This is a genomic window from Sphingomonas sp. EC-HK361 (assembly GCF_902498785.1).
Taxonomy (GTDB): Bacteria; Pseudomonadota; Alphaproteobacteria; order Sphingomonadales; family Sphingomonadaceae; genus Sphingomonas.
Map to the genome: position 1 here is coordinate 485,064 of NZ_LR701494.1, position 19,316 is coordinate 504,379.

Consider the following 19,316-nt stretch of genomic DNA (forward strand, 5'->3'; position numbering starts at 1 on the left):
GGTCACGCCGAACGGCGTGGGATGAGTGCGAAGCGGTGGATGGCTGCGCCGAGCGCCATTGCAGCGGTGAAGAGCAGCGCGGGGGCAGGCTGGATCGCGAGCGCGGCGATGGCGGGGCCGGGGCACAGGCCGACAAGGCCCCAGCCTATGCCGAACAGGGCGGCACCGCCGAGGAGGCGCGCGTCGATCGGCGACGTGGCCGGCGTATGGAATTGCTCCGCGACGATCGGCGTAGAGCGTCCACGCACGATGAGCCAGGCTATCGCCATCGGCAGGATCGCTCCCGCCATGACGAATGCCAGGGTCGGGTCCCAGGCACCGGCGACGTCGAGAAACGCCCGTACCCGCGCAGGATCGATCATGCCGGACACGGCGAGGCCGGCGCCGAACAGCGTGCCGCTGACGAGCGAAAGAAGGCTCTGGCGCATCACGATACCACTCCCGCGAGACGCATGAGGGTCACGGTGGCGATGCCGGTCGCCATGAACGTGCCGGTCGCGACGATGGACCGCGGCGACAGGCGCGACAGGCCGCAGACGCCGTGACCGCTGGTGCACCCCGCGCCGAGCCGCGTCCCGATCCCGACGATCAGCCCGGCGACGGCGATCAGCCCGAGCGACGTCGGGAAGCGAGCTTCCACATTCACATTGGCTGCGGTCAGCGCCGCGCCCAGGGGCAGCCCCGCCGTGAAAAGCAAGGCCATCATCCAAGGCGCTCCCCCTTCAGAGAGAGCGAGGACACGCGCGAACATGCCGCTGACCCCGGCGATGCGGCCGTTGCCCAGCAACATGATCGCCGCAGCGAACCCGATCATCAGGCCGCCGATGAAGCCGGCAAGCGGCATGGCATGGGGAAATCCGGGCATCACAGCGTATCCAGTGGAATCTTGAGGTAGCGGGTGCCGTTGACTTCCGGCTCCGGCAGATGGCCGCCGCGCATATTGACCTGCACCGATGGCAGGATGAGCTTGGGCATCGACAAGGTGGCGTCCCGACTGGTGCGCATCGCGACGAAGTTGTCTTCGTCCACCCCCTCATGAACGTGGACGTTGCCGACGCGCTGCGCGCCCACGGTCGTCTCCCAGACATACCGGTCGCGCCCCGCAGCCTTGTAGTCGTGGCACAGGAACAGCCGCGTCTCGTCGGGCAACTGCATCAGTCGACGGATCGAGCGGAATAGCTGGCGCGCATCACCACCGGGGAAGTCTGCGCGTGCGGTGCCGTAGTCCGGCATGAACAGGGTATCGCCGGTGAAGACTGCGTCGCCGATGACATAGGCCATATCGGCGGGGGTGTGCCCCGGCACATGCAGCGCGATGGCCTCGATGTCGCCGATCGTAAAACGGTCGCCATCGTCGAACAGGTGGTCGAACTCGGAGCCGTCCCGTTCGAAGTCGGTGCCGGCGTTGAAAATCTTGCCGAAGACGTTCTGCACGCGAATGATGTCGCGGCCGATCGCGAGCTGACCGCCCAGCGCCTTTTGCAGATAGGGCGCCGCAGACAGGTGGTCGGCATGAGCATGGGTTTCGAGCAGCCAGTCGACCGAAAGGCCGTGCTCCCGCACATAAGCGATTACTGCATCCGCCGACGCCGTATTGGTGCGACCGGCCGCAGCGTCGAAGTTCAGGACACTGTCAACGATCGCCGCCTTTCGCGTGGCGGGGTCCCAGACGACGTAGGTCGCGGTGTTGGTCGGCTCGTCGAAGAACGAGTGAACGACCGGCGCTACCGCCGCCTTCGCACGTTCAATCTGCGCAACTGCCTCATTCAACGCCGATTCCACGATCGCCTCCAATTATTGATTTCATGGTTTATGTAGTTGTGTAATCCGCTTGCGTCAACGGACTGCCCGTGCCATCTGAAAAGCATGGAAACGATGGATGCAGACGTACCGCGCTCGTTGCGCATCGGGGACGCGGCCCCGAATTTCACCGCCCGCACGACGCAGGGCGCGATGTCGCTCGATCAGTATCGTGGTCGTTGGGTCGTGTTCTTTTCGCACCCGGCTGATTTCACGCCGGTCTGCACCAGCGAGTTCGTGGCCCTGGCGAAGGCCGCACCGCAATTCGAGGAGCTCGACTGCGCCTTGCTCGGGCTGTCGGTTGACAGCCTGTATTCGCATGTCGCCTGGTTGCGCGCGATCAAGGATGTCTTCGGTGTAGAGGTGCCGTTCCCGGTCGTGGAAGACCCGTCGATGGCGGTGGGTTACGCCTATGGCATGCTTGACGAACAGGCCGGCGACGCCTCGGCCGTGCGCGCGACCTATTTCATCGATCCTGAGGGCATCATCCGTGCGCTCAACTGGTATCCGATGAACGTCGGGCGATCGGTCGACGAGATGCTCCGCACGGTGAGGGCATTGCAGCGATCGGCCGATGGGCAGGCCTATACGCCGGCCGACTGGCAGCCGGGTGACGACGTCCTGCTCCCGCCCGCCTTGCCGTGCAGCGCCGGTGCCGACTGGTTTCATCAGTTGAAGGCCGATCGATGACGGCGATCCATCAATCCCGCGCGATCGCCGATGCGGCGGTCGAAAAGCTGCGCGTGTTCGCTCAACCCCAGCGCCTCATGATCCTGTCCTATCTGCTGGGCGGTGAGCGGCAGGTTGCGGACATAGAGGCTGCGACCGGCGTGACCCAGCCGGCCCTCAGCCAGCAGCTTGCCGAGCTGCGCCGCGCCGAGCTGGTGAAGACGAGACGCGAGGCAAAGCAGGTCCATTACCGGCTCGCCGATGACGCAGCCGCAATGTGCGTGCGCACGCTCGAGGCGATATTCGGCGCCGATGATCTAGCCGTGCATGAGGCAGCGCCCGCTTCCCGACCGTCGCGAGCGCGCGGGGCGTCGGCTGCCACGCGGCCGCAAAATATAGGCGCAGCCGTATTTGCGAGGGTCGGATAATCATTCCGGTTTCGAAAGGACAAACCAGATGCGGCTTCCCGCTATCGCAGTTGCAGGATGCTTGGCCGTCATGAGCAGTGCCGGGTCAGCAGGCGTCACCGCGCAACAACCCGTGATTGCCGGCTATGGCAGGATCACGCCGGTAGAAGGCGCGGTTGAGCGGCCGGACCACTCGCTGCGATATCGTGTGCTGTTCAGTGTGACGAAGGCGGCGTCATCTCCCGACAAGGTCAATCCCTCGCTGGAGAAGGTCGCACGCTTCCTGAACCTGCTCGGGGCGGACGGCGTGCGGCCGGCACAGGGAGATGTGATCGTGATCGTCCACGGGCCGGCGACACCGATTATTGCCGATGATGAGGCATATGCGACGAAAACCGGTGCCACGACGAACCCCAATCTTGCCTTGATAGCGGCGCTAAGGCGGGCAGGCGTGTCCGTTCGAGTGTGCAGCCAGGCTTTAGTCGGGAATGGGATCGCTCCGGTCACGGTCGATAAGGCTATCGAAGTCGATGTCTCGGCTCTCACCACAATGGCGACATTGCAGATACGTGGTTGGGCGCTGATCCCTGACTGATCGTACCGAACTTCCTGTTTTATCATTCCAGTCCGTAACGCGGCCGGTGTCACAACCGTCCGGTTGTGACACCAGCTATCGTTCGCCGGCTGGGAAGTGACGGTAGAAGGTCGAGCGGCCGACTTGCAGCAGTTTGGCGACCTTGGCGGGGCTGTCGCCCGCCGCCAGCAGCTTGCGCGCAGTGTCGAGCATGTCTGGCGTCATCACCGATTTGCGACCCCCGCCGGTGCCACCCTTGGCACGCGCTGCCGCTAGGCCGGCGATGGTCCGTTCTTTTATCAGCTCGCGCTCCATTTCCGCAACCGAGGCAAGGATATGGAACAGCAGCCGCCCCGATGGCGTGGACGTGTCGAACCCATCCGTCAGCGACCGGAAATCGACCTTGCGCGCCGAGAGGTCGGCCGCCAGTTCGATCAGGCCTTGGATCGAGCGGCCCAACCGATCGAGCTTCCAGATGACCAGCGTGTCGCCGGCCCGCACGAAATTGAGGGCCTCGATCAGGCCGGGCCGGTTCAGCTTCGCGCCGCTCACCTTGTCGGTGAACAGCATTTCGCACCCGGCTCTGGTCAGCGCATCGGTTTGCAGCGTCAGGTCCTGATCGGACGTCGAGACACGCGCATAACCAACCAGCATGAGTCCCGTTATCCCAACTCGAACAGCGAATTTCGGGACTCATATTTCGGGAACATATTTTGGGAAAGCTCCGGCGTTCATCGGGCGCATTTTTATGCTGGTCCGATCCGTCCCGTTGAAGGTTCCTTTACGGGAACGCCGATCAGGCTCTGGTTAGCTCAGTTTTGCGCGTGATAGTCCAATGCTCCAGTCGTTTGTAGACGATCACCTTGTCGCCGATCAGATCTCCATGCCGGCGACAGAAGAGGTCGAGCTGATCGCGATCGCCGACCAGTTCGACACAGATCGTCAGATGCGGATCGGCAATTTCCGAGCCGTTCTCCCGGATCGGTTCGTGATTGCTGAAGCCGTAATGGGTATTTTGCGCGACGGCGTTGATGATGCCGTCCGCCTTCGCGGTGCGAATCAGCTCGCGATAGAGCGGCTTTGCCCCCCAGAAGCGACGCGGGCCGATCTTGTCGGACGGTTTCAGATAGATGCGCAGCATCCCGACTTCGCGGTGATGGACGGTGAAACGATTGGGCATGACGGGCTTTCGACAGGAAACAGGATCAGGCGCGCGTGCGCCGGCGAGAAGCGCGGTGCGTGCGGGCATCGCGCAGGGTCGCGTCGGGTGTGAGGTGTGCGGCAGGTACCTTTGGCACAGCGACGCGCTGCGACAGGTAGATGCCGTTGTGGCCTGAGCAGAGGTAGGCGACGAAGCACGCGACTGCGATCGGCACCGTATAGGCCGCGCCGAACAACTCGATCCCCATGAACGTGCAAGCCAGCGGTGTGTTGGCCGCGCCCGCGAACAGCGCGACGAAGCCGATCGCTGCGAATAGCCCCGACGGTACTCCGAACATCGGCGCGAGCGCATTGCCGAGCGCCGCGCCGATAAAGAACAGCGGCGTGACCTCGCCCCCCTTGAAGCCCGCGCTCAGGGTCACGACGGTAAAGAGCAGCTTCAGCGCCCAGCTCCACGAGTGCGTATCGGGACCAAAGAAGCTGGCGATGGTCAGGCTGTCCGGTGTCGCGGCGAGCGTACCCAGGCCAAGATAGTCGCGGGTTCCGAGCAGCCAGACCAGCGCAATCACGGCCAGCCCGCCGATAACGGGTCGTAGTGGGCCATAGGGGATCACGCGCTTCAACCATCCGCCCAGCGCGTGATTGGCCTCGGCAAAGGTCAGCCCGGTCAGACCGAAGGCAATGCCGGCGACACCGGCCTTGGCGACGAGCAGCGCGTCGACCGGCACCAGCGCATCGACATGGTAGACGCCGTGATGAATGCCCCAGGCAAGACAGGTCCAGTCACCGACCAGCGCCGCGACCAGGCATGGCACCAGCGCGCGATACTCGACCCGACCGATCGCCAGCACCTCCAGTGCAAAGACCGCGCCCGCAATCGGCGTCCCGAAGACCGCGCCGAACCCAGCCGCGATCCCGGTCATAAGGAGGGTGCGTGTCGCTTCCGCATCCAATCTGAGCGCGCGTCCAAACCCGCTGGCAAGACTGCCGCCCAACTGCACGGCGGTGCCTTCACGTCCCGCCGATCCCCCGAACAGATGTGTCACGACCGTGCCGAAGAAGATGAGCGGAGCCATGCGCAGCGGCACGCCGCCCCCCGGTTCGTGGATTTGCTCGACGATGAGGTTGTTGCCGCCTTCGACCGAGCGCCCTGTCAGATGGTAGAGCAGTCCGACCACGAACCCGCCGATCGGCAGCAGGTAGAGCAGCCAGGGAAAGGCGAAGCGAAGCCGGGTTACGGCGTCGAGGCTCCGCAGGAAGGCCGCGCAGAGCGTTCCCACCGCTGCGGCCATCGGGACCAGGATCAAAGCCCACCGCAGTACCGACGTGGCATGGGTGCGGCGATCGCGAATGAACGCTGCCATGTTGAACTGGTCATAGAGATTGCGAAATGTCGCGCGCACGATTCCTCCTTGCTGCCTTGCGGCGCCTGGTAGGAATCATCGGCCCTTGCGAGGGCGGTTCGACCGAATGGCCCGGCGGAAATCCATCGCCGTGCCTGCGCATATGCTGTCCGACCGCGACCCGGTCAACCAACCGCAGAAGCATGAGACTATCGTTTTGGTGAGGACCGATAAAATGGCTTTGGCCACGGAATAAACCCCGACGAGCATCGTCTACGCTTTCGAGACCGATGCGCTGGAGGCTTATGCGTAGACGAGATTGGATGCTGGGTCTGACGGCTTCGGCCCTACTTACCGGCGCAGTCGCGGCCGCCCCCGCCGATGGCTACGCTACCATGATGTCTGTCGCGATGGACCGGATGATGGCGGGCATGATGGTCAAGCCGTCCGGTGACGTCGACCGCGACTTCGTGGCGATGATGCTTCCGCATCATCAGGGTGCCATCGATATGGCGGTGGCGGAGCTGCGCTACGGCCATAACGAGCAGCTCAAGCGCATCGCGCAGGAAATCATCATCGATCAGCAGCAGGAGATCGCCGCCATGAAGCTGGCGATCGGCCAGCCGCTACCGCCTTCGACGCCAGCCCCGACGCAGGGCGGCGACCACCATAGCCCTATGGAGCACTGACATGATCCGGACCATCCTGCGCTCGGCCGCCTTGCTGATGAGCGCCGCACCGGGCCTCGCCATGGCCCAGCAGGCGCCGTGGAACGCTAAGGACATGCCCGTCAGCCACCGCGACCGCGTCTATGCGTCTGAACAATTCTCCAACACGGTGTCGGTGACCGACCCGGCCGACAACCGGCTGCTCGGCGTCATCAAACTCGGCGATCCCCAGCCGATGAACTTCTCCCCGCTCTACAAGGGACAGGTGCTGGTTCACGGCCTGGGCTTCTCGCCGGACGGGAAGACCTTGGCGGTCGTGTCGATCGGATCGAACGCCGTGTCGTGGATCGACACCGCCACCAACACCGTCAAGCACACGACCTATGTCGGGCGCAGTCCGCACGAGGCGTTCTTCACGCCGGACGGCAAGGAGGTGTGGGTCACGGTCCGCGGCGAGGATTATATCGCCGTGCTCGACCCCACGACGTACAAGGAGACGGGGCGCATCAAGACGCCCGGTGGTCCGGGCATGACGATCTTCTCTCCCGATGGCCGGTACGGCTATGTCTGCTCTTCGTTCAATCCGGTATTGGCTGTGTTCGATGTCGCGACCCACGCGCAGGTCGGACAGGTGGCGCAGCCAAGCCCCTTCTGCCCCAACATCGCCGCGACGCCGGACGGCAAGCAAGTGTGGTTTACGCTGAAGGACATCGGCAAGACGGTCGCATTCGATGCTCGGCCACCCTTCGCGATCCTGAAGGTGCTGGATACCGGGCCTATCACGAACCATGTCAATTTCGCCCGCACGGCCAAGGGGCAGTTCGCGTATGTGACGGTCGGCGGAGAGAATGTGGTCAAGGTGTTCCGCACGTCCGACTTCACGCCGGTGGCAACAATTCCGGTCGGCAAGATGCCGCACGGTGTTTGGCCATCGGGCGACGGCCGGCGCGTTTATGTCGGGCTAGAGAATTCCGATGAGCTGGCCGCGATCGACACTGCCGGCAACACGGTCGTCGCTACCGTGCCGGTCGGACAGGCACCGCAGGCGATCGCCTATGTGTCGAACGCAGTTCCGACAGGCCCCGGCACCGACAATCTCCAGCCGCTCGGCACAGCGGGCAAGGCGCTGCATCTGACCATGGGGCCGATTGGCGGCAAAGGTACGGCAAGCAGCATCACCCTCTTCGACCAGGGCATCATTCAGGTCGTGCAGAGTGCCGTTACCGGTTTGCAGCCCAAGAAGCCTTACATGCTCGTACTGACCGCCAATGCGGACGGCAGCGGCGCTGTAGAGCCGCTTGCGAACTTCATGAGCAACCCGGCAGGTGCGGCGATCGTCAACGCATCGGGTCCGATCCGCCAGATCGTTCAGGGCAGCACCGCGACACCCCGGCGCTTTCTGGCGGTTGCGGAGGTGGTGAACGGCGCGCCGGGGCGCATCGTGCAGGTGCAGCGCGACTGAGATGGACCCGCTTGCCGCCGCGATCGAACCGCTGATCCCTGGGCTGCGCCGCTATGCCCGGTCGTGGTTGCGCGACCGGGTGATGGCGGATGACGTGGTGCAGGATTGCCTGGAGCGCGCGGTCGGGCGCTGGCGACAGCGACGGGGTGCGGAGGTCCGCCCGTGGGTCTATGCGATCCTGCACAATTTGTTGGTCGATCATCAGCGGCAGCATAGCCGGCGAGGTACGGCGGTTCCGCTCCACCTCGTGGACGACGCCGCGCTCGGCCGCCCGGCCGATCAGGACACAGGCCTGCACCACCGCGACCTGCTGCGCGCGCTTGATGCGTTGCCTGAAGAACAGCGAACGGTGCTGCTCCTGGTCTCGGTCGAGGGCCTGCCCTATGCGGAGGTCGCTGCCGTAGTCGGCGTGCCGCTGGGCACGGTAATGTCGCGCATATCGCGGGGGCGCGACCGTCTGGCGACCCTCCTCCGGGAGGGTGAACGGCCGCGATTGAGGAGCGTGCAATGACCAGCCCGATCGGCGAGGACGATCTGGCCGCATGGATCGATGGCAGGCTGTCGCCCGAGCGGCAGCGCCTGGTCGACGCCTATCTTGAAGGCCAGCCGGACGTGCATGCCCGTGTGCGAGAGCAGGCGGAGCAGGCGCGAGCCCTTGCATCCCTGTTCGCCCCCGTCGCGGATGAACCGATCCCGGCGACGATGCGCGTGGCAGCGATCAGGGGACGGCAACGGCAACCGCGTTGGCAGCTCGCCATCGCCGCGTCACTTCTGCTGGCGTTGGGGTTTGGCGGTGGCTGGTCGAGCGCGCGGTGGAGCGGCGAACCCCGCGCGGGCATCGCGGCGCTGGCCAACGAGGCGAGTGATAATTTCCGTGTCTATGCCGCCGACCGGATACGACCGGCGGAGATCGGCCCCGACCAGCGCGCCATGCTGATCCGATGGACCTCCGCTCGATTGGGTGAGCGCGTCACGATCCCGGACCTCAGCACGGCCGGCTATCGCTATGGCGGGGGGCGACTGGTCGCGACGCCCCACGGCCCTGCGGCACTGCTCCTCTACGACGGACCGCAAGCGTCGAAACTTGCGGTGCTGACGAGGCCCATGCAGATCGACAAGACCGCGAGCATGACCAGCACGTCCAGCGGGACCATGGGCCGGGTCACATGGGCGGTCGACGGGATCGGCTATAGTGTGGTGGGCGAGCGACCCGCGGCCGAACTGCATCCGATCGCCGATGAAGTCCGGCGTCAGGCAGATGCCGCGCTTGTGTCCTGATAGCGCCTTGCCGCCTCCCGGCGCCGACGGGCACCGGGCGGTCCAGCGCGATCACGGCTTGCGCTCGACATCCTTCCTGTCGGTCTCGGCCGGCGTCAGACGGGCTCGCTCGCGGATGCGGCGTTCCAGCGGCGCGCCGACGAACAGGACGAGCATTGCAAGGCTCACCCCGCCGATGATGAGCGGCCACACCGCCAACCCTGCTGCCGCGCCGATCGTGGCTGTCACCCAGATGCACGCGGCGGTCGCCAATCCATGCACTTCCTGACCCTGGCCGACCCGCAGCACCGCACCGGCACCGATGAAGCCGACGCCGGACAGAATGCCCTGCATCGCCCGTCCTGCGGCATCGGCGTTCACGTTCGGCAAGCCACTATGCACGATCGCCTGAACGGCGATGCAACTCGCCAGACCGACCAGACCCAGCGTCCGCAGGCCCATGATCTGCCGGTTCTCACGCGAGCGTTCCCAGCCGAGCACCATCCCGGCCGCGGTCGCCACCACCAGCCGGCCAATCGCATCGATCCAGAAAGCGACGTCCGGTGCCGCTGATGCTTCGATCATTCGACCAGCACGTGAACGTGATGCCAGGCGGTGCACAGATAGCCGGCGAAATTCCACATCGTATCCGGCCGCTCGGGCTGTCCCTGCCCGGTCTCGTCGAAGGCACGGGCGACAAGGTGCTGGCGTCCCTTGGCAAGTGTGGCGTCAAGGATCCAGCGCCGCCAGCCCCAGCGCGTCTCCGGATCATCGGCGAAGGTCGCCTGTTGCCAGTCGCGACCGCCGTTCACCGACACTTCGATCCGAGAAATACGGCGGTCATAGGCAATGGCATATCCCTCAATCCGCACCTCTCCGGCGGCCAAACTCTCGCCCGCACCGGGCGAGCAGATCGCGGCGTTGAGCGGCATGGCATTGATCGTCAGACCCTGGCTCCAGTCGACGGTGTCGCTCGTCACAGCGGCGGGGAAGAGCTTGTAGTCGTGCGCCTGGATCGGTGCCTCGGAGGGCGTTTCACGCACCTCGATCCGTGTCAGCCATTTGGCGCTGCGGACCCCGGCATAGCCAGGCACCACCATGCGGAGCGGGGCGCCATGTTCGGGCGTCAGCGGCTCGCCATTCATCGCCCAGGCGAGGAGTACGTCGGGCTCCCGCGCCTTGCTCATGGCGATCGATACCCCGAACAAGGCTTCTTCACCCTCCACGTCCACCTCGTCCGCGCCGGTGAACGCCACGAACAGCTCGGACGCATCCGGCGCGCCGACCGCATCGAGCACATCGGCCAAGCGTACGCCGGTCCACTCCGCATTGCCGATCGCGCCTACGTCCCACGGATCGCCGGAGGTGTTGGCGACCTGCTGGAGATCGGTACGCCGGTTGCCGGCGCACTGGAGAACCGCCGTTACCGTGCGCGTGGCAAACGTGCTCTTCAGTTCCTGCACCGAGAAGAAGCGGCTCGCCATGCCCCTCCCGCTCACCTCGATCCGATGATTGGCGGGCAGATCCGGCACCGGCCCGTGGCTGCGCACGTAGAACAGCGCCTGCGGCGTCAGAAACCGCTCGATCAACGCACCGGGCGTCGGCTCGGCATTGTAGGGATCAGAACTGCGCTCGATCATATCGGTCATGGACGATCAAACGTCGCGGGCACGCGTAACGCTTCAAGTCTTCGAGACCATCGCAGACGAAAGGCTGCCGACCATTCCGATATCCAGATTGGAATGACCATATCAAACGGTTGGTCGTATCGATCTAAGTACGCGATATATGCTGCATGACTTTGGAGCAGCTCAGAATATTCGTCGGTGTCGCGGAGCGCGAACACGTCACCAAGGCAGCGGAGGCGCTGAACGTCACGCAGTCTGCTGCCTCCGGGGCGGTTGCGGCCCTCGAAGCGCGCTACGGCGTTCCGCTGTTCCACCGCGTCGGGCGTGGCATCCAGCTTACCGAGGCAGGCCGCGGCTTTCTGGAGGAAGCGCGCGCGGTGCTGGGGCGGGCAGCGCATGCCGAGACGATGCTCGCGGACTATGCCGGGCTCGCGCGTGGTTCGTTGCGGATCGTCGCCAGCCAGACGATCGCGAGCTACTGGTTGCCCGCAAAGCTCGCCGCCTTCCACGAACGCCACCCGCAGATCGCGGTCGAGCTGGCGATCGACAACACTGAGGGTGCAGCAGCGCAGGTCCTGAGCGGCGCGGCCGAACTCGGCTTTGTCGAGGGCGAGGTGGACGAACCGGCGCTGGCGCATTGGATCGTAGGGCGTGACCCGATGGTACTGGTCGGCCGCGAGGAAGCCGAACGCATCGACGATGCCTGGCTGCGCGCTGCACGCTGGATCGTCCGTGAGCAGGGATCGGGTACGCGCTCGACTTTCGAGGACGTGCTGCGAACGCGCGGGTTTGATCCGGCCCAGCTGACGATAGCGATGACGCTGCCGTCCAACGAGGCGGTGCGCACCGCCGTTGAGGCCGGTGCCGGCGTTGCCGTCTTGTCGCGATTGGTCGTCGCGCGCGCGCTCAAGGCTGGCGATCTCGTCGAGCTGCCGCTCGGGCTGCCCGACCGCGCCTTTCACGCGCTGCGCCACAAGGAACGCTATCGCACCCGCGCGGCCGACGCGCTGACGGATCTCATCAAGGAGCAGGTCGCATGACTGCCGACACGCACTCCGTTCTCAGCGGCCTCAAGCCGCTCAGCCGGCTCGATCACCCCCGCGAGATGATCCGCCAGTTCACGCCCAACTGGTTCGCCGCGACGATGGGCACGGGCATCCTTGCCCTCGCGCTGCCGCAGGTGCCCGGCATCGGGCCTTCGCTTAAACCTGTCGGCGAGGTGTTGTGGTTCTTCAATATCGCGCTCTTCGCGCTGTTCGCCGGCCTCTATGGCGCGCGCTGGGTGATGTTCGGGCACGAGGCGCGGCGCATCTTCGGGCACAACACCGTGTCGATGTTCATCGGGACCATTCCGATGGGGCTGGCGACGATCATCAACGGCTGTCTCGCCTTCGGCATCGCGCGGTTCGGAAATGGCATCGTGCCGGTCGCACATATCCTGTGGTGGATCGACGTCGCCATGTCGCTCGCCTGCGGCGTGCTGATCCCCTACCTGATGTTTACCCGCCACGAGCACAGCCTGGACGGCATGACCGCCGTATGGCTGCTGCCGGTCGTTGCTGCCGAAGTGGCGGGCGCCAGCGGCGGGCTGCTCGCGCCGCATCTAACCGATCCCCACGCGCAGATAGTGACGCTCGCGACCTCCTATGTGCTGTGGGCCTATTCGGTGCCGGTCGCGTTTGGCATCCTCGCCATCCTCATCCTGCGCATGGCACTCCACAAGTTGCCGCATGAAAGCATGGCGGCATCTTCCTGGCTGGCGCTGGGGCCGATCGGCACGGGTGCTCTGGGCATGCTGGTGCTCGGCGCGGATGCGCCGGCGATCCTCACCGCGCACGGGCTAGCCGGCGTCGGCACCGTCGCGCAGGGGATCGGCGTTGTCGCCGGGCTCTGCCTTTGGGGTTTCGGCCTGTGGTGGCTGGCGCTCGCGACGCTTATCACCATCCGCTACTGGCGCGCGGGCGTGCCGTTCAACCTCGGCTGGTGGGGCTACACCTTCCCGCTCGGCGTCTACACCGTCGCCACCTTCCGCCTCGGCACGACGCTGAACCTTATGTTTTTCGGTATCGTCGGCACGGTGCTGACGGTTGCGCTCGCGGCGATGTGGCTGCTGGTCGGTGCCAAGACGCTAGCCGGTGCATGGCGGGGCAACCTGTTCGTCTCGCCCTGCATCGCCACCCCGAACTGATCCGCCATGATGATCGGATCAGTCGGTCCGATCACTTGCAGAATGCCCCTTCGATCCGCCAGCGTGACTGGCCACAGGAGAGCCTTGTCATGGACAATTTCGACGCCGGGCTGGCGAGTGAGACCAGCCGTCGCCGCTTCCTCAGCCATGCCGCGCTCGGCACCGCCGGCCTTGCCGCCGCGCCGGCACTGGCGCAGCAGCTCGTCGACCTGAAGCTGCCCGGCGGCAATGCCGAGCGGCCGATGACCAGCGCCTTTCCCGGCAAGGGCAGCATGATCCTCCAGCGCGTCCATCCACCCTTGCTGGAGACGCCGATGGAGGTCTTCGACAAGTCGGTGTTCACGCCCAACGACCAGTTCTTCGTCCGCTGGCACTGGGCCGACATACCGACCTCGATCGACGTCGAAAGTTTCCGCCTCAACGTCTTCGGCCACGTCAATCGGCCGCTGTCGATCAGCCTCGCTCAGCTGCTGCGCCTTCCACGGGTCGAGATGGCGGCGGTGAACCAGTGCTCGGGCAACAGCCGCGGGCTGTTCCAGCCGCGCGTCGCCGGCGCGCAATGGGGCAATGGCGCGATGGGCAACGCCAAGTGGCTCGGCGTTCGCCTGCGCGACGTGCTCGACCTCGCCGGGGTCAAGGCAGGCGCGGTGCAGGTGCGCTTCGGCGCTCTCGATCAGCCGGTCGTGGCGGGCGCTCCTGACTTCGAGAAGGCACTCGACATCGACCATGCCCGCGACGGCGAGGTCATGATCGCCTTCGGCATGAACGGCGAGCAACTGCCGCTCCTCAACGGCTTTCCCTGCCGGCTGATCGTGCCGGGCTGGTACTCGACCTATTGGGTCAAGATGCTGAACGCGATCGAGGTACTGCCCGGCCCTGACGACCAGTATTGGATGGCCAAGGCCTACAAGATCCCCGCGACACCCGGCGCGAATGTCGCGCCCGGTGCCAAGGACTTCCCGACCGTACCGATCAATCGCATGATCCCGCGTAGCTGGATGACCAGCCTGCCCGATGGTCAGGCGATCGCCTATGAAGCGTCGATCCCGGTCGGCGGCATCGCAATGGGCGGCGATTGCGGCGTCGCCAAGGTCGATGTGTCGTCGGACGGTGGCCGCACCTGGTACAGGACGACGCTCGGAGCGGACGAGGGCAGGTACAGCTTCCGGCGCTGGGACGGGCGGGTGCCGCTGAGACGCGGGCCTAACCCCATCATGGTGCGCTGCTGGAACACCAACGGTGTCGCTCAGCCGATGAAGCCGATCTGGAATCCCGGCGGGTTCATGCGCGGCAACATTGAAACCACCACCATCATCGCGGCCTGAGGAGCGAGCAAATCATGAAGACTCCGTCTCCCGGCATGATGGCTGCTGGCCTGATCGGCCTGACCGGCATCATCCTCGTCTCGATCGGCGCGCCGAGCAGCCGCAAGGCGCCCGTTCCGATCTCCGAGATGTCTGAGCCGGCACCGGCCGCCAGCGTGTCAGCGCGCGGCTTCTCGCTTGCCTCGACCAGCGTCGACCTGCCGGCCGACGACGCGACCTACCCCGACGGTCCGCACGCCGACGTCATCAATGCCAATTGCACCTCGTGCCACTCAGCCAGCATGGCGCTGACCCAGCCTGCGCTATCGGCGGATCAGTGGAAGGCGACCGTCACCAAGATGCGTGAGGTGTATAAGGCGCCAGTGGCCGAGAAGGACGTCGATGCGATCGTTGCTTATCTCACCGCTATGCCGAGCCAGAAGGTGGCACCCGCGACCGGCAAGGCGCAGGACCCGGACCCCAAAGTGGCTCCTGATGTCTCAGGTGGAACCGGCTAACCGATCTACTTCCATAATCCCGAAATACCATCCCAATCGGGACGGTGTCGGAGCCGTCCGGTTGTGACACCTGCGTAGCACCCCAGCTTTTCCGCGGGTCTACAGGTGTCGGAACCCCGTGTCAGAATGGCAGTTTGGAAGCGACTATGCGCGATTATCCTGCGGTGATACCCAGGATGCCGCTCTGCTGCTCCACGCGGAGACCAATCCGCGGTGGGGTTCGGTCTGCCACGACCCGCAGGTAAAACATGTACGGTACTCAACTAGTCTTCTGCGGCTGAGCGGCCCTTGAGCGGTGGAGCGCGGTCACGCGCTTGACGTGGGCGATGCTGCACCCGGCGAGCTCCGCGGTCTTCGCGATGCTCATGCCCGCCTCGCGCAGACCTACGATGCGCCGGTGGTGGGCGAGGTCCGGCTTGCGGCCGGTGTACCGCCCCGCCCGCTTGGCAATCTCGATGCCCTCGCGTTGCCGCTCGCGCCGGGTCTCGTAGTCATCCCGCGCCGTCTGCAGCGCGACCCGCAGCAGCATGTCCTGCACCGCCTCCAGCACGATGCGCGCCACGCCTGCGCTATCAGCTACCAAGTCCGACAGGTCCACAATGCCCGGCACCGCCAGCCGAGCCCCCCTGCCCCGGATAGCATCCACCAGCAGTTCCGCTTCCTGCAGAGGCAGGCGGCTGATGCGGTCGATCTTCTCGGCCACCACCACCTCGCCCGGCTGCAGGTCCGCCACCATGCGCAGCAGCTCCGGCCGGTCCGGTCGCGCGCCCGACGCCTTCTCCCGGTATACGGCCGCGACATAAAAGCCGGCCGCCCGCGCACCAGCCACAATGCTCTCCTGCCGCGTCAGGTCCTGCTCGTCCGTGCTTACCCGCAAATACACCCGCGCCGCCCTAACCTCGCTGCCTGCCACCTGCTCATCACTCCTACTTGGCGTTGTTGGGTATACCTGAGTTAGCCACCGCCTTACTGGACGGCTCAAAACCCACGTCTCCGACTCTGTCGCGCCTAGCCATACACGCCGACCTTTAGGAGCCGCCCCGCGGCTCAAGGCCGAACTAATGCACGCTCGCCAGCTGCAGCTCCTCCAACGCGCTGATCACCACCGCCCAACGCGCCACAGCAGAGGCACTCTTCCGTTGCCGGACTTCATTCAGGTAGGCGCCAGCCCACGCGACCGCCTCAGCGATCCCAAGATCGGCGCGCAGATCGACCGCGATTGCCCATGCCTCATCCAGGATGGGCAGCTCGGGCGAAACGGCTGACCCTTCCGGCAGGATCTCGGACTTGCGCAGGGGAGTGTGATGGTCGCGGTCAGTCATCAGGATAGATCTCGTCTGGCCAAAACTCGACGTCTGTCGGCTGCGGAGGCGGAGGCGGTGCAGCCGGGGGCAGAACGGGCTCGTCATTATCGAAGGCCACGCGGATTGCAGCGCCGGCGGGCGTGGCCGTCAGGAAGATTGCTGTGACTGGTCGCCCGTTACGTAGCATCCCGCCGATCCACGGCGCCCTGTCAGCGGTCAAATAGCCGATCTGGACTCCGCGGCAGCTGAACACTGCTAGTGCATTCGGATCAGCGGGGTTCTTGGGCTCAGGAACAAGGTCGACGGCCTCGCCGGGAACACAGAGCAGGATCTCGAAGCGCCGGTTGCCACCGTCAGCGTTGGGGTGGTTTGCGCCGACCACGTGCAAGCTCATCTGCTTCATGGCTTGGCTTCGCACGCTCGCATCGTTCAGCTCAGCGTCCGGCCGAACCACAGCACCCGCCCGACGATATCGATCCGGCTGAGCTCGATATTCTGCCAGCTGGGGTAATCCGGGTTGTCGCTTCTAATCGATATGCCCCTGCCGGACGGCTGGCGGGCGAGGCGCTTGACCATCAGGCTGTCATCGAGCCGCAGAACATAGATGCCGTCGCGCAGGCGCCCTACTCCATCCTTGCGATCGACGAGAACGTCATCGCCGTCGGCGAGCGTCGGCGCCATGGAGTCGCCCTTGACCTGGATGATCGACAGCCCATCGGCCGACCCCTTGGTCCGCGCACGTAGCCAGCGCGGGTCGAACCCGATCGACGTCCGTCGCGCCTCGCCGAAATCGGCGGCCCCAAACCCGGCCGAGGCATAGACGTCGAGCACCGGCACCTGCTGGAGCGTCGGCTTCTCCCACTCCTCGGCGCCGCCGAGCAGCGTCTCCTTGACGCCGAAATACGCAGCTAGCCTGCGCCGATCCTCCTCGGCGAGGCGCTTGGGCGTGCCGCGCTTGATGAACTGCTGAATGTACGCGGGATTGCGGCCGATCAACCGCGATAGTGCCGCATACTCTTCCTTGTTCTCCTCGATCAGACGCTGGAGCGCCTCACGCGGATGTTCGATCGTCGGGACCATCATAGGGTATTTCCTATCGCTCCTGGCGCGAGGTATAGAACATATGGAGAACACAGTAAAGCGAGTCGGTATCGATGGACGGAGATCTCCTGCCCCGCGTCGAGGCGTTCCTGATCCGGGTCGGCATCAGCGCGACCCGATTTGGACGCATCGTGGTGCATGATCCCCGCTTCGTGTTCGATCTGCGCGCCGGTCGCCGACCGCGTCGCCTCGTCCATGCCCGCGTCGCTGCGTACCTGGTCGAGCATGGGGCCTGATCGCTGCCGCTGAGCGCAGTCCATCAGCGGGCCCCCATGCGCCACATCGCCAAGACTTTCCGGACGTAGCCGGGTGTCTCCGCATTTCCAGGAATGCCGCCGGCACGGACCACGGCCCCCGGGCCTGCATTATAGGCTGCAAGCGCGAGCGCGACCGATCCGAAGCGATCAAGCATGGCCCGGAGGAAGCGGGCGCCACCGTCGACATTGGCGCGCGGATCGAACGGGTCGAAGACGCCAAGCGCGTGCGCCGTCGCCGGCATCAGCTGCGCGAGGCCCATCGCACCTGCCCGACTGACGATGTCCGGGCGATAGGCAGACTCCACCGCCACTAGCGCGTCGAGCAGCCCTTCAGGCAGCGCGTGCCGAAGCTCCGCCGCCCGAACGAACGTCAGAAATTTCTCACGACCAGCCGGGCGTGCAAAGCCTCCTCGGGAAAGCATCGGCTGGGGCACGCTTCGCGGCTCGCCACTAGGCGGAGCGAGGCCGGATTGCTCTGGAAGAACCGAAGCGGGTGCCGAGGTGCCGATCCGATGCTCGACGAGACTGAAACTCGCGGAGATCAGTGCCTCGTCATGGGTTTGCGCCACAGCCGGACAGGACTGGCTGGCAACCGCCACGGTCGCCGCCAGGAGAAGGGATCGGATCATCATCGTCTCGCAACATGCAATTACCCTCTTCCTCGAATCGGAACATAGTGCGAACACACTCGTGTAGGAAAGCGCCGCGGCCGGAGAGGACAGGCAGCGATGCGGGGCACGCAATCAGGATGCGAGATGCCCATGACCTTGCACGATCACCGGTTCGACAGCGCGTCATCCAATGGCCAAGCCATTGTCGAAGCGCTCGGCGGCCACTGGACGCCACGTGGCGGCCTGTGCCGCTGTCCCGCTCATGCCGACCGCAGCCCTTCGCTCAGCATTCGGCCAGGTCGCCGCCGGCTGCTCTTCCACTGCTTCGCCGGCTGCCGGACGGAGGACGTGCTCAGCGCCCTTCGCGGCCTCAACCTGCCGACCACAACCGGCTGGACCGATCGCGAGCGACCCGACGCCAGGGAGCGAGGCTCGGCGCTGGCAGCGCGTCTCTGGTCGGAGGCACGACCGATTGTGGGCACGCCCGCTGCGCATTACCTTTGGCGCCGCGGCTTGGCGGCGAACTCTGCCCTGCGGTTCCACCCGCGTACGCCGCAGGGTCGCGCGCCGCTTACACGCTTCGTGCCTGCTCTGATCGCGCCGGTCCGCGACGAGACGGGTCTGGTGGCCGTCCACCGTGCCTTTCTCACCGACGACGGGCGGCTGTCTGATCGGCAACCTGCCAAGGCTGCGCTCGGACGGCTCGGCAGCGGGCTCGTTCGCCTTGCGCCGGCGGCACGAGCGCTTGGTCTGGCCGAGGGCATCGAGACCGCATTGTCAGCGCAAGCGCTGTCCGGCGTGCCGGTCTGGGCGACGCTCGGGACCGAGCGCTTCCGCCGCGTCGCGCTGCCTTCCTGTGTTGAGCAACTAACCCTCTTCCTTGATCATGACGAAGGTGGCCGCCGCGCGGAACGGCTCGCTCGCGAGGCCTTTCCGACCGTCCGCATCACTTCCCGCATGCCCGCAGATTTGGGCGAGGACTGGAACGACGTCCTTCGGCGGGAACGCCAGGCCAGCGCCGAGGCCGAGAGGAAAGACGGGCGGCAGGTCTGATGCCCGGGTGA

26 protein-coding genes and 1 riboswitch are annotated in these 19,316 nt (G+C 65.5%); of the genes, 13 read left to right on the forward strand and 13 right to left on the reverse strand.

Annotated features, from left to right (window positions below):
• Positions 1-2: 2 nt before the first annotated feature.
• The 3 genes from BOS5A_RS09555 to BOS5A_RS09565 are packed head-to-tail and all read right to left on the reverse strand — an operon-like array spanning position 3 to position 1,782.
• Positions 3-428, reverse strand: a complete 426-nt coding sequence (locus BOS5A_RS09555) for a DUF6691 family protein (RefSeq protein WP_018251195.1) — start codon at positions 426-428, stop codon at positions 3-5.
• Positions 428-865 (reverse strand): YeeE/YedE family protein, encoded by a 438-nt coding sequence (locus BOS5A_RS09560; RefSeq protein ID WP_170172224.1) that lies wholly within the window; start codon positions 863-865, stop codon positions 428-430. Before BOS5A_RS09560 ends, BOS5A_RS09555 begins: the two co-directional genes overlap by 1 nt.
• A complete protein-coding gene (locus tag BOS5A_RS09565; protein WP_272695613.1) occupies positions 865-1,782 on the reverse strand; it encodes an MBL fold metallo-hydrolase in 918 nt (305 codons plus the stop codon). The genes BOS5A_RS09560 and BOS5A_RS09565 overlap by 1 nt, the downstream gene beginning before the upstream one ends.
• A gap of 84 nt (positions 1,783-1,866) precedes the next feature.
• On the opposite strand from BOS5A_RS09565, the gene BOS5A_RS09570 reads away from it, so the two are divergent.
• From BOS5A_RS09570 to BOS5A_RS09580, 3 genes are all read left to right on the forward strand, one after another.
• Positions 1,867-2,490, forward strand: coding sequence for a peroxiredoxin (locus tag BOS5A_RS09570; protein ID WP_018251192.1), 624 nt, complete (start codon positions 1,867-1,869; stop codon positions 2,488-2,490).
• The gene (locus tag BOS5A_RS09575) at positions 2,487-2,897 is read left to right on the forward strand and encodes an ArsR/SmtB family transcription factor (protein WP_018251191.1); all 411 of its coding nucleotides are present in this window, start codon (positions 2,487-2,489) and stop codon (positions 2,895-2,897) included. Before BOS5A_RS09570 ends, BOS5A_RS09575 begins: the two co-directional genes overlap by 4 nt.
• Before the next feature lie 70 nt (positions 2,898-2,967).
• A complete protein-coding gene (locus tag BOS5A_RS09580; protein WP_018251190.1) occupies positions 2,968-3,471 on the forward strand; it encodes a DsrE family protein in 504 nt (167 codons plus the stop codon).
• Positions 3,472-3,546: 75 nt separating this feature from the next.
• On the opposite strand, the gene BOS5A_RS09585 is transcribed toward BOS5A_RS09580, so the two are convergent.
• The 3 genes from BOS5A_RS09585 to BOS5A_RS09595 form a co-directional block, all read right to left on the reverse strand.
• Positions 3,547-4,104, reverse strand: coding sequence for a recombinase family protein (locus BOS5A_RS09585; protein ID WP_097065254.1), 558 nt, complete (start codon positions 4,102-4,104; stop codon positions 3,547-3,549).
• Positions 4,105-4,246: 142 nt separating this feature from the next.
• Entirely contained in the window at positions 4,247-4,699 is a 453-nt protein-coding gene (locus tag BOS5A_RS09590; protein ID WP_204200589.1) for a DUF190 domain-containing protein, read from the reverse strand.
• Positions 4,656-6,014 carry a voltage-gated chloride channel family protein gene (locus BOS5A_RS09595; RefSeq protein ID WP_007406263.1) on the reverse strand — a complete coding sequence of 453 codons (1,359 nt, stop codon included), beginning with the start codon at positions 6,012-6,014 and terminating at the stop codon, positions 4,656-4,658. Before BOS5A_RS09595 ends, BOS5A_RS09590 begins: the two co-directional genes overlap by 44 nt.
• A 23-nt stretch (positions 6,015-6,037) precedes the next feature.
• Positions 6,038-6,114: riboswitch (Fluoride riboswitch) on the reverse strand.
• 163 nt (positions 6,115-6,277) lie between these two features.
• Here BOS5A_RS09595 and BOS5A_RS09600 point away from each other — a divergent pair.
• From BOS5A_RS09600 to BOS5A_RS09615, 4 genes are read left to right on the forward strand one after another with little or no spacing between them, the layout of a single operon-like run.
• Positions 6,278-6,643 (forward strand): DUF305 domain-containing protein, encoded by a 366-nt coding sequence (locus BOS5A_RS09600; RefSeq protein ID WP_219994278.1) that lies wholly within the window; start codon positions 6,278-6,280, stop codon positions 6,641-6,643.
• A 1-nt stretch (position 6,644) separates the two neighbouring features.
• Positions 6,645-8,084 carry a YncE family protein gene (locus tag BOS5A_RS09605; RefSeq protein ID WP_007406255.1) on the forward strand — a complete coding sequence of 480 codons (1,440 nt, stop codon included), beginning with the start codon at positions 6,645-6,647 and terminating at the stop codon, positions 8,082-8,084.
• 1 nt (position 8,085) lies between these two features.
• Positions 8,086-8,595, forward strand: coding sequence for an RNA polymerase sigma factor (locus tag BOS5A_RS09610; protein WP_007406239.1), 510 nt, complete (start codon positions 8,086-8,088; stop codon positions 8,593-8,595).
• Positions 8,592-9,362, forward strand: a complete 771-nt coding sequence (locus BOS5A_RS09615; RefSeq protein WP_007406229.1) for an anti-sigma factor family protein — start codon at positions 8,592-8,594, stop codon at positions 9,360-9,362. The genes BOS5A_RS09610 and BOS5A_RS09615 overlap by 4 nt, the downstream gene beginning before the upstream one ends.
• A 51-nt stretch (positions 9,363-9,413) precedes the next feature.
• Here the strand turns inward: BOS5A_RS09615 and BOS5A_RS09620 are convergent, their stop codons facing one another.
• A complete protein-coding gene (locus BOS5A_RS09620) occupies positions 9,414-9,926 on the reverse strand; it encodes an MgtC/SapB family protein (RefSeq protein ID WP_007406274.1) in 513 nt (170 codons plus the stop codon).
• Positions 9,923-10,990: a molybdopterin-dependent oxidoreductase gene (locus tag BOS5A_RS09625; RefSeq protein WP_007406227.1), complete on the reverse strand. Its 1,068-nt coding sequence runs from the start codon at positions 10,988-10,990 to the stop codon at positions 9,923-9,925. The genes BOS5A_RS09620 and BOS5A_RS09625 overlap by 4 nt, the downstream gene beginning before the upstream one ends.
• A gap of 146 nt (positions 10,991-11,136) precedes the next feature.
• Here BOS5A_RS09625 and BOS5A_RS09630 point away from each other — a divergent pair, with 146 nt between their 5' ends.
• From BOS5A_RS09630 to BOS5A_RS09645, 4 genes are all read left to right on the forward strand, one after another.
• Entirely contained in the window at positions 11,137-12,009 is an 873-nt protein-coding gene (locus BOS5A_RS09630; RefSeq protein ID WP_151954929.1) for a LysR family transcriptional regulator, read from the forward strand.
• Complete coding sequence (locus BOS5A_RS09635) at positions 12,006-13,157, forward strand: TDT family transporter (protein ID WP_007406242.1); 1,152 nt, start codon at positions 12,006-12,008, stop codon at positions 13,155-13,157. The genes BOS5A_RS09630 and BOS5A_RS09635 overlap by 4 nt, the downstream gene beginning before the upstream one ends.
• An 89-nt stretch (positions 13,158-13,246) precedes the next feature.
• Positions 13,247-14,482 carry a molybdopterin-dependent oxidoreductase gene (locus tag BOS5A_RS09640; RefSeq protein ID WP_007406293.1) on the forward strand — a complete coding sequence of 412 codons (1,236 nt, stop codon included), beginning with the start codon at positions 13,247-13,249 and terminating at the stop codon, positions 14,480-14,482.
• A 14-nt stretch (positions 14,483-14,496) separates the two neighbouring features.
• Positions 14,497-14,979 (forward strand): c-type cytochrome, encoded by a 483-nt coding sequence (locus tag BOS5A_RS09645; protein ID WP_007406258.1) that lies wholly within the window; start codon positions 14,497-14,499, stop codon positions 14,977-14,979.
• A 259-nt stretch (positions 14,980-15,238) separates the two neighbouring features.
• Here BOS5A_RS09645 and BOS5A_RS09650 read toward each other — a convergent pair whose 3' ends face one another.
• The 4 genes from BOS5A_RS09650 to BOS5A_RS09665 form a co-directional block, all read right to left on the reverse strand.
• The gene (locus BOS5A_RS09650; RefSeq protein WP_170172280.1) at positions 15,239-15,862 is read right to left on the reverse strand and encodes a recombinase family protein; all 624 of its coding nucleotides are present in this window, start codon (positions 15,860-15,862) and stop codon (positions 15,239-15,241) included.
• 175 nt (positions 15,863-16,037) lie between these two features.
• Positions 16,038-16,301 (reverse strand): hypothetical protein, encoded by a 264-nt coding sequence (locus BOS5A_RS09655; protein ID WP_151954930.1) that lies wholly within the window; start codon positions 16,299-16,301, stop codon positions 16,038-16,040.
• On the reverse strand, positions 16,294-16,686 hold the full coding sequence (locus BOS5A_RS09660; RefSeq protein ID WP_151954931.1) for an HIRAN domain-containing protein: 393 nt from the start codon (positions 16,684-16,686) through the stop codon (positions 16,294-16,296). Before BOS5A_RS09660 ends, BOS5A_RS09655 begins: the two co-directional genes overlap by 8 nt.
• Before the next feature lie 26 nt (positions 16,687-16,712).
• Entirely contained in the window at positions 16,713-17,366 is a 654-nt protein-coding gene (locus tag BOS5A_RS09665; protein WP_442800513.1) for a S24 family peptidase, read from the reverse strand.
• 71 nt (positions 17,367-17,437) lie between these two features.
• Between BOS5A_RS09665 and BOS5A_RS09670 the strand changes: the two genes are divergently transcribed.
• Positions 17,438-17,620, forward strand: coding sequence for a hypothetical protein (locus tag BOS5A_RS09670; protein ID WP_151954932.1), 183 nt, complete (start codon positions 17,438-17,440; stop codon positions 17,618-17,620).
• A 23-nt stretch (positions 17,621-17,643) separates the two neighbouring features.
• On the opposite strand, the gene BOS5A_RS09675 is transcribed toward BOS5A_RS09670, so the two are convergent.
• Complete coding sequence (locus BOS5A_RS09675) at positions 17,644-18,270, reverse strand: lytic transglycosylase domain-containing protein (RefSeq protein ID WP_234419290.1); 627 nt, start codon at positions 18,268-18,270, stop codon at positions 17,644-17,646.
• A gap of 126 nt (positions 18,271-18,396) precedes the next feature.
• Here BOS5A_RS09675 and BOS5A_RS09680 point away from each other — a divergent pair, with 126 nt between their 5' ends.
• Complete coding sequence (locus BOS5A_RS09680) at positions 18,397-19,305, forward strand: DUF7146 domain-containing protein (protein ID WP_234419291.1); 909 nt, start codon at positions 18,397-18,399, stop codon at positions 19,303-19,305.
• Positions 19,306-19,316 lie beyond the last annotated feature (11 nt).

Bases quoted from the DNA above. Each gene is read 5' to 3' on its own strand.
- BOS5A_RS09590 (WP_204200589.1), bottom strand. From the start codon at position 4,699: ATGCCCGCACGCACCGCGCTTCTCGCCGGCGCACGCGCGCCTGATCCT.
- BOS5A_RS09665 (WP_442800513.1), bottom strand. From the start codon at position 17,366: ATGATGGTCCCGACGATCGAACATCCGCGTGAGGCGCTCCAGCGTCTG.
- BOS5A_RS09560 (WP_170172224.1), bottom strand. From the start codon at position 865: ATGCCCGGATTTCCCCATGCCATGCCGCTTGCCGGCTTCATCGGCGGC.
- BOS5A_RS09675 (WP_234419290.1), bottom strand. From the start codon at position 18,270: ATGATCCGATCCCTTCTCCTGGCGGCGACCGTGGCGGTTGCCAGCCAG.
- BOS5A_RS09655 (WP_151954930.1), bottom strand. From the start codon at position 16,301: ATGACTGACCGCGACCATCACACTCCCCTGCGCAAGTCCGAGATCCTG.
- BOS5A_RS09660 (WP_151954931.1), bottom strand. From the start codon at position 16,686: ATGAAGCAGATGAGCTTGCACGTGGTCGGCGCAAACCACCCCAACGCT.
- BOS5A_RS09605 (WP_007406255.1), top strand. From the start codon at position 6,645: ATGATCCGGACCATCCTGCGCTCGGCCGCCTTGCTGATGAGCGCCGCA.
- BOS5A_RS09670 (WP_151954932.1), top strand. From the start codon at position 17,438: ATGGACGGAGATCTCCTGCCCCGCGTCGAGGCGTTCCTGATCCGGGTC.
- BOS5A_RS09680 (WP_234419291.1), top strand. From the start codon at position 18,397: ATGCCCATGACCTTGCACGATCACCGGTTCGACAGCGCGTCATCCAAT.
- BOS5A_RS09620 (WP_007406274.1), bottom strand. From the start codon at position 9,926: ATGATCGAAGCATCAGCGGCACCGGACGTCGCTTTCTGGATCGATGCG.
- BOS5A_RS09600 (WP_219994278.1), top strand. From the start codon at position 6,278: ATGCTGGGTCTGACGGCTTCGGCCCTACTTACCGGCGCAGTCGCGGCC.
- BOS5A_RS09585 (WP_097065254.1), bottom strand. From the start codon at position 4,104: ATGCTGGTTGGTTATGCGCGTGTCTCGACGTCCGATCAGGACCTGACG.
- BOS5A_RS09635 (WP_007406242.1), top strand. From the start codon at position 12,006: ATGACTGCCGACACGCACTCCGTTCTCAGCGGCCTCAAGCCGCTCAGC.
- BOS5A_RS09615 (WP_007406229.1), top strand. From the start codon at position 8,592: ATGACCAGCCCGATCGGCGAGGACGATCTGGCCGCATGGATCGATGGC.
- BOS5A_RS09610 (WP_007406239.1), top strand. From the start codon at position 8,086: ATGGACCCGCTTGCCGCCGCGATCGAACCGCTGATCCCTGGGCTGCGC.
- BOS5A_RS09625 (WP_007406227.1), bottom strand. From the start codon at position 10,990: ATGACCGATATGATCGAGCGCAGTTCTGATCCCTACAATGCCGAGCCG.
- BOS5A_RS09640 (WP_007406293.1), top strand. From the start codon at position 13,247: ATGGACAATTTCGACGCCGGGCTGGCGAGTGAGACCAGCCGTCGCCGC.
- BOS5A_RS09570 (WP_018251192.1), top strand. From the start codon at position 1,867: ATGGAAACGATGGATGCAGACGTACCGCGCTCGTTGCGCATCGGGGAC.
- BOS5A_RS09580 (WP_018251190.1), top strand. From the start codon at position 2,968: ATGAGCAGTGCCGGGTCAGCAGGCGTCACCGCGCAACAACCCGTGATT.
- BOS5A_RS09645 (WP_007406258.1), top strand. From the start codon at position 14,497: ATGAAGACTCCGTCTCCCGGCATGATGGCTGCTGGCCTGATCGGCCTG.
- BOS5A_RS09555 (WP_018251195.1), bottom strand. From the start codon at position 428: ATGCGCCAGAGCCTTCTTTCGCTCGTCAGCGGCACGCTGTTCGGCGCC.
- BOS5A_RS09575 (WP_018251191.1), top strand. From the start codon at position 2,487: ATGACGGCGATCCATCAATCCCGCGCGATCGCCGATGCGGCGGTCGAA.
- BOS5A_RS09630 (WP_151954929.1), top strand. From the start codon at position 11,137: ATGACTTTGGAGCAGCTCAGAATATTCGTCGGTGTCGCGGAGCGCGAA.